This window comes from Arthrobacter sp. CAL618 (assembly GCF_000468215.1).
GTDB lineage: Bacteria > Actinomycetota > Actinomycetes > Actinomycetales > Micrococcaceae > Arthrobacter_D.
Genome location: NZ_ASZW01000217.1, coordinates 1 through 11,088, shown reverse-complemented (window position 1 = coordinate 11,088; position 11,088 = coordinate 1). Strand labels below are relative to the sequence as shown.

Annotated in this window: 12 protein-coding genes and 1 pseudogene; 11 read left to right on the top strand and 2 right to left on the bottom strand. The window is 63.9% G+C overall.

Annotation, left to right across the window (positions count from 1 at the left end):
• The 7 genes and pseudogenes from K728_RS21325 to K728_RS0113055 form a co-directional block, all read left to right on the top strand.
• Positions 1 to 220, top strand: a pseudogene (locus K728_RS21325) (hypothetical protein); the annotation flags it as partial.
• 19 nt (positions 221 to 239) lie between these two features.
• Positions 240 to 530: a YciI family protein gene (locus tag K728_RS0113080; protein ID WP_019483480.1), complete on the top strand. Its 291-nt coding sequence runs from the start codon at positions 240 to 242 to the stop codon at positions 528 to 530.
• 45 nt (positions 531 to 575) lie between these two features.
• Positions 576 to 1,742: a flavodoxin-dependent (E)-4-hydroxy-3-methylbut-2-enyl-diphosphate synthase gene (gene ispG, locus K728_RS0113075; RefSeq protein ID WP_024477001.1), complete on the top strand. Its 1,167-nt coding sequence runs from the start codon at positions 576 to 578 to the stop codon at positions 1,740 to 1,742.
• 55 nt (positions 1,743 to 1,797) lie between these two features.
• Positions 1,798 to 2,634, top strand: a complete 837-nt coding sequence (locus K728_RS0113070) for a GNAT family N-acetyltransferase (RefSeq protein WP_019483478.1) — start codon at positions 1,798 to 1,800, stop codon at positions 2,632 to 2,634.
• Entirely contained in the window at positions 2,631 to 3,428 is a 798-nt protein-coding gene (locus K728_RS0113065; RefSeq protein ID WP_024477000.1) for a hypothetical protein, read from the top strand. Before K728_RS0113070 ends, K728_RS0113065 begins: the two co-directional genes overlap by 4 nt.
• 106 nt (positions 3,429 to 3,534) lie before the next feature.
• Positions 3,535 to 5,334 (top strand): proline--tRNA ligase, encoded by a 1,800-nt coding sequence (locus tag K728_RS0113060; RefSeq protein WP_024476999.1) that lies wholly within the window; start codon positions 3,535 to 3,537, stop codon positions 5,332 to 5,334.
• A gap of 9 nt (positions 5,335 to 5,343) precedes the next feature.
• Positions 5,344 to 6,147: a sulfite exporter TauE/SafE family protein gene (locus K728_RS0113055; RefSeq protein ID WP_024476998.1), complete on the top strand. Its 804-nt coding sequence runs from the start codon at positions 5,344 to 5,346 to the stop codon at positions 6,145 to 6,147.
• An 18-nt stretch (positions 6,148 to 6,165) separates the two neighbouring features.
• Here K728_RS0113055 and K728_RS0113050 read toward each other — a convergent pair whose 3' ends face one another.
• Together K728_RS0113050 and K728_RS0113045 are read right to left on the bottom strand one after the other, a co-directional pair.
• Entirely contained in the window at positions 6,166 to 7,203 is a 1,038-nt protein-coding gene (locus K728_RS0113050; protein ID WP_024476997.1) for an aminoglycoside phosphotransferase family protein, read from the bottom strand.
• Between the two features lie 79 nt (positions 7,204 to 7,282).
• Positions 7,283 to 8,446 (bottom strand): DUF4439 domain-containing protein, encoded by a 1,164-nt coding sequence (locus K728_RS0113045; protein WP_084442893.1) that lies wholly within the window; start codon positions 8,444 to 8,446, stop codon positions 7,283 to 7,285.
• 87 nt (positions 8,447 to 8,533) lie between these two features.
• Between K728_RS0113045 and rimP the strand changes: the two genes are divergently transcribed.
• From rimP to K728_RS19400, 4 genes are all read left to right on the top strand, one after another.
• Positions 8,534 to 9,202, top strand: a complete 669-nt coding sequence (rimP, locus tag K728_RS0113040) for a ribosome maturation factor RimP (protein ID WP_024476995.1) — start codon at positions 8,534 to 8,536, stop codon at positions 9,200 to 9,202.
• Positions 9,203 to 10,174, top strand: a complete 972-nt coding sequence (gene nusA / locus K728_RS0113035; protein WP_019483472.1) for a transcription termination factor NusA — start codon at positions 9,203 to 9,205, stop codon at positions 10,172 to 10,174.
• A 147-nt stretch (positions 10,175 to 10,321) separates the two neighbouring features.
• On the top strand, positions 10,322 to 10,573 hold the full coding sequence (locus K728_RS20690) for a YlxR family protein (RefSeq protein ID WP_237715314.1): 252 nt from the start codon (positions 10,322 to 10,324) through the stop codon (positions 10,571 to 10,573).
• Between the two features lie 152 nt (positions 10,574 to 10,725).
• The coding region (locus tag K728_RS19400; RefSeq protein ID WP_035748094.1) for a translation initiation factor IF-2 N-terminal domain-containing protein at positions 10,726 to 11,088 on the top strand (363 nt) is incomplete at its 3' end.

The window sequence follows — 11,088 nt, the reverse complement described above, 5'->3', positions numbered from 1 at the left end:
CGGGCTCGTCATCGGCATTCTCGAACGTCTTGGTGTTGCGGGGGCCATCCTCGCCAACGAACCGGTGGCGATCGCGTATGTGGTGGCCATCAAAGGTCTCGGCAGGTACGCAGAGTTGAAAGAAACCCCTGCAGTTGCCGAGCGTTTCATCATCGGGACCCTGACATCGCTGTTATGGGCCGCCGGGGTTGCCGCCTTCGCGGCGGCGTACCTGTTGTAATCACGTATAAGGTGGTTCTATGAGTGTTTTCGCAGTGGAATATGTATACGGCCCTGATAGCTCCGACCTACGCGACGAGCACCGACCGGCTCACCGCGACTGGCTCAATAGCCTGGTGAGCGACGGGCGGGTGCTCTCCGCCGGCGCCTTCACCGACGGAGCAGGAGCCCTTCTGATCTTCACCGCCGACGACGAGCAGTCGCTCAACGACCTCCTCCGCCAGGATCCGTTCGCGCTCGAGGGCGCCATCGCCGCAGTCAAGGCCACCGAGTGGAAGCCCGGCATCGGCCAGTTCTCGCAGTATGCCTGAGCCCACAAAATTTGTTGTACCGATGAACTACACATGGAGGATCCTTTGACCTCGGTCAGTTTAGGAATGCCAGCCGCACCACCGCCCGTCCTTGCCCCCCGCCGGAAAACCCGGCAGATTAAAGTGGGTTCAGTGGGGGTGGGATCGGATTCGCCTATCAGCATCCAGTCCATGACCACCACCCCGACCACTGACATCAACGCGACGCTGCAGCAGATCGCTGAACTGACTGCCACCGGGTGCGACATTGTGCGTGTTGCGTGCCCATCGGCCGACGACGCCGCAGCACTGCCGATTATCGCCAGGAAGTCGCAGATCCCCGTCATCGCCGACATTCACTTCCAGCCGAAGTACGTCTTCGCAGCGATCGACGCCGGCTGCGCGGCGGTTCGGGTCAACCCCGGCAATATCCGCAAGTTCGACGACCAGATCAAAGAGATTGCCGCCGCGGCCAAGGACGCCGGCACCTCGATCCGCATTGGCGTCAACGCCGGCTCGCTCGATCCTCGTCTGATGGAAAAGTACGGCAAGGCAACACCCGAGGCGCTGGTGGAATCCGCGGTCTGGGAGGCGTCCCTCTTCGAGGAACACGACTTCCACGACTTCAAGATCTCCGTCAAGCACAACGACCCGGTGATCATGGTCCGCGCCTACGAGCTGCTTGCCGAACGCGGCGACTGGCCCCTCCACCTCGGCGTCACCGAGGCAGGCCCCGCCTTCCAGGGCACCATCAAATCAGCCACGGCCTTCGGAGCGCTCCTGTCCAAGGGCATCGGCGACACCATCCGCGTGTCCCTGTCGGCCCCTCCGGTCGAGGAAATCAAGGTCGGAAACCAGATTCTGCAGTCGCTGAACCTGCGCCCCCGCAAGCTGGAAATTGTGTCCTGCCCTTCCTGCGGCCGCGCCCAGGTGGACGTGTACACCCTCGCTGAGCAGGTGACGGCGGGCCTTGAGGGAATGGAAATCCCGCTGCGCGTGGCAGTGATGGGCTGCGTCGTGAACGGCCCAGGCGAAGCGCGTGAAGCCGATCTCGGCGTCGCCTCCGGCAACGGAAAAGGCCAGATCTTCGTTAATGGACAAGTCATCAAGACTGTTCCCGAAGACCAGATTGTTGAGACACTCATTGAAGAAGCAATGAGAATAGCTGAGGAGATGGGGGAAGCCGATGGCGAGACTGCTGGCCAGGGTGGCCCCATGGTTACCGTCAGTTAGGTCACACTCCGGGCAGCTCGACACTTCCGGACGGGTCGGGGCACCTGATGCGGTTGTGCCCGACGGGTTCGTGACGCTCGACAAGGAACACAACGAAGCACTCGGGCGCCTGGTCGACCGTGATCCCACCGCCAACGTCTTCATCGCCTCGCACCTGGAAGCCTCCCGCGGCCTCTCGCCGTCCTACGCCGGGGGCGAGGTGATCGGCGTTTTCAGGAACGGCGACCTGGTTGCAGCGTGTTGGGCGGGCGTCAACCTGGTACCCATCGGGGTTTCCGAGGCCGATGGCGCAGCGTTAGGCACCCACCTGGGCAAGTCAGGGCGGAAGTTCTCCTCCATTTTCGGGCCAGCCGAAGCCGTCCTGGCCATCTGGTCCACGCTGCGCGAGTACAGCCCCGAGCCATTTGATGTGCGCCCCTCCCAGCCGTTGCTGGCGATCACTGGGACACCCAAGGTGGAACCCGCCGCGGGTCTCAGATTCACCCGGGATGACGAGCTGGACGTCATAGTCCCGGCGTGTGCCGCCATGTTCGAAGAAGAAGTGGGATATTCGCCGTTCACTGGCGGGGGAGAACACTATCGGCGTCGGGTGGCGTCACTGGTCAGACGGCAGGCGTCGCTCGCCGATTTCGACGACGACGGCCAGGTAATCTTCAAAGCCGAACTGGGTACTGTCTCAAGCACCACCGTCCAGATTCAGGGTGTCTGGATGAACCCGGCGTACCGCGGACAGGGCCTTAGCGCCAGCTACCTTGCCGCCGTCGTCCTCGCTGCACAGCAACGCGCCCCGGTGGTGAGCCTGTACGTCAACTCATTCAACACCCGGGCCTTGGCCGCCTATCAGACGGTTGGGTTCCGCGAAGTGGGGACCTTCGCAACGGTCCTCCTGTGAGCACCGCAGGCCGGCGTTGGCTGACTGTTCTATCCTGCGCCGTCCTGATCGTCGGCACCGGCTGCACCGCGGATGAGGGAACAGATGAGCTGCCCGCCCCTGCCACCCTGCCCGCCGCACCAACCCCAGCAGAGCCGACTGAAGACGCAGACCCGCCGGTCGGCGCCGACCCGGGCAGCGACCCGACGCCCGGCCAGGACAACGAGTACACGGCAACCGAGCTAGAGATGGCACTGGAAGCGGTCGATGAGCAGGAATCCCTTGCCGGGGTTATCCTTGACGATTCGGCCATTCGGGAGCTCGTCAACGGGGCCGACGATGGGACAAGCGACCTGACCGTGACCCCGGAGGAATGCGACGTGTTCGCCGATCCGAACCTCGCCGGGCAGGCCCTGAGTGCCACCCTCGGCGTGATGACCTTTGCCGGGGCCTCTTCCCTGCAACCGGATTCGGTCAGCCTGACCAGCCAGAAATCGGACGAATCAATCCAGGATCAAATCGAGGCCAACCGGACCCAGCTCGCCGAGTGTTCGGCGTTCGACATGGAGATCAGGGGAGAGGAGGTCTCAGTGGCGGTGACGGAGCTGACGGCCAGCACCAATGCCGATGAAACCTTCGCGGTCAGGACCGTGGTGCAGGTTCCCGGGACAATTCAGGAGACCGTGTCACTGACCGCCTTGATCGGAACCACCACCATCAACGTGACGATCGGCAGCTCGGGTGACGTTGCGCAGGATCTGGCCCGCGGCGAAAGTCTCGTCGACGCGACAATAACCGCACTGCGATCCCTGTAATCGCCCGCGGCGAGGGCGCGTGTCACCGGGCGCTGCCCGAAACGGATAGATTGGTATCTGATTAAGCTGCTTTGGCAGCCAGTGCTGAAGAAACGGATTTAAACGCGTGGTCCTTCGACTCTCAACCCTTTTCCTGCGCACCTTGCGCGAGGACCCCTCCGACGCCGAGGTAGCCAGTCACCGGCTCCTCGTGCGTGCGGGCTACATCCGCAGGGCTGCCCCCGGAATCTATAGCTGGTTGCCGCTCGGCCTGAGGGTGCTCGGCAAGGTGGAGACCATCATCCGTGAGGAAATGGCAGCCATCGGCGCCCAGGAAGTGCATTTCCCTGCGCTGCTCCCCAAAGAGCCCTACGAGGCAACCAACCGTTGGACCGAGTACGGCGACGGCATCTTCCGGTTGCAGGACCGCAAGGGCGCGGATTATCTCCTGGCCCCAACCCATGAAGAGATGTTCACGCTGCTGGTCAAGGACCTGTACAACTCGTACAAGGACCTGCCGGTCAGCCTGTTCCAGATCCAGTCCAAGTACCGGGACGAGGCGCGGCCGCGCGCCGGCCTGCTGCGGGGACGCGAATTCATCATGAAGGACTCCTACTCCTTCGACATCGACGACGCCGGCCTGGAGCGCAGCTACCAGCTGCACCGCAGCGCTTACCTGCGGATTTTCGAGCGGCTCGGGCTGACAGTGGTCCCCGTGGCCGCGACTGCCGGTGCGATGGGTGGATCCAAAAGCGAAGAGTTCCTGCACCCCTCCGAAATCGGCGAGGACACGTTCGTCGCATCCGAAGGCGGTTACACCGCGAACGTTGAGGCCGTCACGACCGTCGTGCCCGAGGACATCGATTTCTCCGACGCGGCCCCGGCAGAAATCAGGGACACACCCGACACCCCAACCATCGACACGCTGGTCAGCCACGCGAACGAGGTCCTGGCGCGGGACGCCGGCCCCTGGACGGCTGCTGACACCCTCAAGAACGTCGTACTGGCAGCAGTCCTGCCCACCGGTGAACGCCGTCTGGTTATTATCGGGCTGCCCGGTGACCGCACCGTCGATCTGAAGCGCGTCGAAGCGAATCTCGCGCCGCACCTCGAGGTCGGTGGCGAAGTGATGGTGGAGCCGGCCTCCGATGAGGACCTGCGGAAACACCCGGGCCTGGTCAAGGGTTACATCGGGCCGGGCCTGAGCCTTGATGCTCCGGTACTCGGCGCGGGCGGGCTCACCGGGATCCCCTATCTGGTGGATCCACGGGTGGTCTCCGGCACGTCCTGGATCACCGGTGCCAACGTCTTCGGCAAACACGTGTTCGGCCTGGTCGCGTCCCGCGATTTCGCGTGGGATGGGGTCATCGAGTCAGTCGAGGTTCGCGACGGCGACGAAGCGCCCGACGGCTCCGGACCGCTGAAGGCCGCCCGCGGCATCGAAATGGGCCACATCTTCCAGCTCGGCCGCAAATACGCTGAAGCGCTAGGACTGAAGGTCCTGGACCAGAACGGCAAACTTGCCACCGTGACCATGGGCTCCTATGGGGTGGGGGTGACCCGTGCGATTGCGGCGCTTGCCGAATCCAACCGGGATGACAAGGGCATCATCTGGCCTCGAAACGTAGCCCCGGCCGATATCCACCTGGTCGCTACGGGCAAGGGCGAGGAAATCTTCGCAGCAGCCAATCAGCTCGCCGAAGACCTGACGGCCGCCGGTCTTGACGTCATGTATGACGACCGCCCCAAGGTGTCCCCGGGGGTAAAGTTCGGTGATGCCGAGCTGATCGGTGTACCGACCATCGTCGTCGTCGGGCGCGGTCTGGCGGATGGAGTGGTGGAGGTCAAAGACCGCCGCAGTGGCGAGGCAGAGAACGTAGCAGTGGCTGAGGTAGTGGAATACCTTCGCCGCCTCGTCAGCGCCTAGCAGGACAGCTTGAATTCCGGGCTGGAGGAGATCCAGCTCGCGACGATCCTGCTGGTGGTGGTTGCAGGGTTCGCTGCGGGCTGGGTCGACGCGGTGGTCGGCGGTGGGGGGCTGCTGCAACTCCCCGCCCTCCTTTTAGTACCCGGGATTACCCCGGTGCAGGCGTTGGCCACCAACAAGATGGGTTCGCTTTTCGGCACCACCACCAGCGCAATCACATACTATCGACGGGCCAGACCCGATCTCAGGACTGCGTTACCGATGGCAGGAATCGCCCTGGTCGGTGGGTTCGGTGGCGCGATCATCGCGACGTCGCTGCCGTCGTCGGTCTTCAAGCCCATCATCGTCGCCGCTCTCATCGCCGTCGCGGTGTTCACCGCGTTCCGTCCAACCGTCGGCACCCTGACAAAGTTGCGCCACACCGGCCGGCGACACTATGGAACAGCCGCGGCGATCGGGCTGGTCATTGGCTTCTATGACGGGCTGATCGGCCCCGGTACCGGATCCTTCCTGATCATCGCGATGGTCACCCTGCTCGGCTACAGCTTCCTGGACGCCAGCGCCAAATCCAAGATCGTGAACCTGGCCACCAATTTTGGTGCGCTGATGTTTTTCCTGCCCAACGGGTCGCTGCTCTGGGGTCTCGGGCTGGTACTCGGCCTGGCCAACATGGCCGGCGGCTATCTCGGATCGAGGATGGCCATCACCCAGGGCAGCAAATTCATCAGGATCGTCTTCCTCGTGGTGGTCGCGGCGCTGATCGCCAAACTCGGTTACGACGTCTGGGTCGAGAACATCCGACCGGCACTGTAGCTCCAGTCCGGATGCGGGCTAGGGGCTGACCAGGTCCGCTGGCGACGGCAGCTCGGGCAGGGTCCGACGCAGCAGCGTACTTGCCACCCAGAGGGAACGCTGCGCGTCGTCACGGTTCCCCGACTCCACGGCCGAAAGTGCGTTTTGCACCTCACGGACCACCGACCAGTCCCTCGCCAACAGCGGGTCAAGATCAGCGGCGAAAGCCAGATCGGAGCACCGCTCCCGCAGATGGCCCGCAGGATCACCCGGAAACAGGTCTCCAATCCGGTTCCATAGCATCGGTGCGACGGCGAACTCCGCGTCCCCGACAACCGGCTTCGGATCGATGGCCACGTAGCTGGGAGCAGGCGCCGGGGCATCCGCCACACCGACCGGAACGATCGCGCCGGCGGGGAAAGGGCGGGCCCGGATATTGAGGTAGTGGAGGTCGGAGTGCAGCAGTACGTCCCGCTCAGAGCGTCGTCCAACAGCTCCGCGCACTTGGCAGACCTCCAGGGCACACTCAAGAAGCCAGCGTTCAAACGGACGGCCCAGCCGGTCCCAGTCTGCCGGGAGAGTGTCCGTCCACATTTCCGCTTGGGCGGCCACCGATGGAATGTCCTGCCAGAGCTCACCGCTACCCGGAGCCAACGCCAAATCCTTCACCAGGCCACCCCAGATTCCGGCTGTCTCTGCCAGCGGCACCCCTGCGAGAGATTGGTCCCCGTCGAGTCGCTCCAGCACCAGAACGTAGTCCTCCCGGCTGGCTTCCAGCAGTTTGACGGCCCCGCAGCCAGCCCAAAGCCTCAGAGCGTCGGGCTCGGGGAGTGCTTCATCGTGGGGGACTGTGACCTTCAGGACCGCCCGGCTACCGTCAGCCCGGTGCACGGGCAGCACGACGGCGGCGCTGCCGAACCACGGGCGTCTCCCGCCGGGTAGATCGAGGGTCAGCTCCCACTCAACCAGCGCGCTGTGAACCAGGTCCTGCCACCGGATCAGCCAGGCGCGCCCGCCGGGCAGCCGTGAGGCGTTGCGAACCAAGGCCGCCGGGAGTTCAATTCCAGGGAGTTCCACGAGGCCAAGTCTAGGCTTCAGGTGTGGCCCGGTGCGGCATTGCCCAAGGCTGGTCGCACCGCGGGCTGCCCTTGGCAGGTCAGTTGCGAATGCCGGGAAACGCTTCAACAGCGTCGGTGGCCAGGTGTTGATGGTGGGCAAGATCACTGAATCGTTGGACGGCCCAGCGCCGGGCGGGGCCGTCGGTCAAACCCACCATGTCGACGTACATGGTCATGAGCTCAGTGTTCAGGGCGGCGAGCGTCGCCTCAGGGTCGTCGAAGAACGCCGCGTCGAGGGCAAATGCCGGCGCCTGGGGGCCGGGTTGAGGGCAGGTGATGGTCCGCAGCAGGGTCTCGCCGGCGCCGGCAGCGCTGGCGTGCTCGGCCGCGAACTCGACCAGGGTCGACGGCTCAGCCCCACGGGCCGCAGCGACCTCGTACGCATAGGCGGACCGGTGTTCGGCGGCAACCGCCTCGCCAAGCAGATCAGCCTCCGGATGATCTTCGGGGCTAGTTCCAGCGCGCGGGGTGGAGCCGCCCGCAGTCCCGTTTCGGGGTATCGGGGCAGGGCAGGTGGGCGACGGCCCAGCGGCGACGCTCGGCAACGGTCCCGGTGGTGGCGATTTCAGGCCCTGCAGGTCGGCGAGAGCTAACGCCTGGCGTCGTTGACTGGCGCCAACCGACGCGAGTAGCCGTGCGATCCCTGGTTCCGCCGTCACAGCAGCGTTGAGGTTCTGCTGTGCGGAGCTGAACAGGTCTGCCACGAAACCGGCCGGTGTGGGTGCCGGGGTGGGAGCTGCCGTTGACTCGGCTGCGACGGTGGGTTCCGACAAACCTGCGGCGGTGGGAGCGGAGGTGACGGGCGGGTCCGAAAGTACCGGGTGCCAGAGGGCATCGGCTTGCTCCTGAAGGATGCCAGCCGTTTCGGCATAGGTGCCGCTCAGCTCGGATTCGGCACCGCCTGAAGAGGCTCCGTCTGAAGAGGCACCGCCCGAAGAAACAGCGACCGAAAGCGCTGTCGCAGCAGCAGCCAGGTCCGCTGCCCGGGATTCTGCACCCAATTGCGCTTCTTCAGTGAAGGACAGCGGTGGCGGACCATCAGCGGGGGGACCATCCAGGTTCAATCCCAGTGCAACCACCAGAGTGAAGGCGAGAAGGAGCGCGACCGTCCGTAGGGTTCGCCGTGCGAGAGTACGCAGGGTGCCGCGGAAGCCGGAACGCCGGGTGTCAGCAGAATCCTTCACAACTCTTGATGATGTCATGATCCCCGGTCGTTCTCCGGCTGATACACCGTACGCGCCGGAAAGTCGGTACCCTAGAGCTACAACATCATCGAGTGGGAGGCAGTAATGGCGGTTCGGCCGGGCAATGACAGTCCGCCTGCGGCAAACACGCTGCAGCAACAAGCTCCTGACGCGGACGTCGAGGCGGAATCGGTGAGGCTCACAGCGCTGCTGCTGCCCACGGTCGAGGGGCACGGGCTCTTTCTGGAGGCCGTAGAGATCAAATCCGCGGGATCGGACCGTATCGTCAACGTGGTGGTAGACCTGCCGGAGAATCAGACTGGGTCAGTCAACCTGGACCTGATCTCGGATGTGGCCCACGACGTCTCACTCGCGATGGACGCGGACCCACACGACCATGGGCGTCCGTACAGCCTCGAGGTGTCTTCCCCGGGAGTCTCCCGCCCCCTCTCGCAGCCCCGGCACTGGCGGCGCAACAAGGGACGCATGGTCACGGTCCGCCGGCTCAAGGGCGACGACGTGACCGGCCGGCTGCTGGAAGTTGACGACGACGGCATCCGGTTGACCCCACAGATACCAGTGAAAAAGGGGATGAAGCCCAAAACCGGCGACCCCCTGACGCTCTTGTTCACCGAGATCCGTAAGGGCACCGTCCAGGTCGAGTTCACGCATCTTGACGACACGCATCTTGACGACACGCATCTTGACGACACCGGGGACGAAGGCATCCAGCACGATGCCCGCCCCACCAAAAATACAGCTTCGGAGGCCTAAATGGATATTGATATGAGTGCGCTAAGGCTGCTGGAACGAGAACGGGAAATTCCGCTTGAGCTCCTGATTCCGACCATCGAGCAGGCCCTCCTGGTGGCTTATCACAAGACCCCCGGATCGCAGGATACCGCGCGGGCGGAACTGGACCGCAAGAGCGGCCACGTCACCATCTGGGCAACTGAGACCGACGACGACGGCGCCGCCGTCGGCGAGTTCGACGACACGCCCACCGGTTTCGGCAGGATCGCTGCGAGCACCGCCCGCCAGATCATCCTGCAGCGGCTCCGGGACGCCGAGGACGACAACATTCTTGGTGAATTCCGCGGTAAGGAGGGCGAACTGGTTGCCGGCATGATCCAGCAGGGCACCAACCCCCACATGATCCAGGTCAACCTCGGATCGGTCGAGGCGTTGCTGCCGCCGCCGGAACAGGTGCCAGGCGAGAAATATCTGCACGGTTCGCGGCTGCGAGCCTTCGTCGTCGACGTTCACCGCGGTATGAAGGGCCCCTCGATTACCCTGTCACGCTCGCACCCGGGGCTCGTCCGCAAGTTGTTCGAACTGGAAGTGCCGGAGATCGCCGACCACACGGTCGAGATTGTGGCGCTGGCCCGCGAAGCAGGACACCGCACAAAGATTGCTGTGAAGGCTCAGGTGCCAGGGGTCAACGCCAAGGGGGCATGCATCGGCGAGATGGGCTCACGCGTGCGGGCAGTCATGAACGAACTCAATGATGAGAAGATCGACATCGTTGATTACAGCGACGATCCGGCCACCTTCATTGCCAGTTCCCTCTCCCCGTCCAGGGTGTCGTCGGTGACGATCACAGATGAGAGCACCAGGTCGGCACGCGTTGTTGTTCCCGACTATCAGCTCTCCCTGGCCATCGGCAAAGAGGGGCAGAATGCACGGCTGGCAGCCAAGCTGACCGGGTGGCGGATCGACATCGTGTCCGACGCCGCCAAGGCCTGAACAACCCGGTAGTGCCGCAGATGCGGCCTTGCCAGCTGAAAAGCGCTAGAATGGAAGAGGCTTAGGTCATTGCCATCCCAACAAACCGCTATTAGAACGTGCGTAGGTTGCCGGAAGCGTGATGACCAGGCTGTTTTGCTGCGGTTGGTGAAAGGAAATCTGGACGGCTCCAATGCCGTTGTGATTGACGATCGCCGCCGACTCTCCGGTAGAGGTGCGTGGTTGCACCCCCAGCCGGCGTGCATGGAGCAGGCCCTCAAACGCGGTGCGTTCAACCGTGCCTTCCGGGGCCAGGTTGAAACTCGCGACGTTGAGGATCGACTTCACGCACTCAAGGAAGCTTCACTAGGAAGCCACCCTAAACAAACCGTCCTCCCTGAAAGCGGGTCAGAAAACTGATGGATTCCCGATGAGTACCCAGCGATGAGTGCCCAACGATGAACAATCTGTTGAGCTTTGCAAATGGCTTTTCGGTTGCCCCGGCAACTGTGGTCTGCAGTAGGAATTAGACGGTTCGTGCCTGACTCGGTGCGGACCGAGACAGGAGAAATGTGGCTAAGGTCCGCGTACACGAGCTCGCCAAAGAGCTCGGAATTACTTCAAAAGATGCAGTAGCCAAACTGCAGGAACTGGGCGAATTCGTCCGTTCCGCCTCATCAACGATTGAGGCGCCCGTCGTGAAGAAACTTCGCGGCGCTTTCCCAGCAGCGGCACCGGCAGCAGCTCCGGCCGCACCGGCACCAGCCAAGTCTGCGGCCGACCCAGCGCCCGAAAAGGCAGCTTCGGCACCCGCAGCAACCCCGGCGTCCTCCACCCCCGCCGCACCGAAGGCTGCCACACCGAAGGCAGCAACATCGGCCACTCCAGGGCCGAAGGCACCGGCGAAGGATCGCCAGGAGACCCCAGCAGCGGCG

What these genes read in the sequence shown, in the direction of transcription:
- K728_RS0113080 (WP_019483480.1), top strand. Translation starts at nt 240, where the DNA reads ATGAGTGTTTTCGCAGTGGAATATGTATACGGCCCTGATAGCTCCGAC.
- K728_RS0113045 (WP_084442893.1), bottom strand. Translation starts at nt 8,446, where the DNA reads ATGACATCATCAAGAGTTGTGAAGGATTCTGCTGACACCCGGCGTTCC.
- rimP (WP_024476995.1), top strand. Translation starts at nt 8,534, where the DNA reads ATGGCGGTTCGGCCGGGCAATGACAGTCCGCCTGCGGCAAACACGCTG.
- nusA (WP_019483472.1), top strand. Translation starts at nt 9,203, where the DNA reads ATGGATATTGATATGAGTGCGCTAAGGCTGCTGGAACGAGAACGGGAA.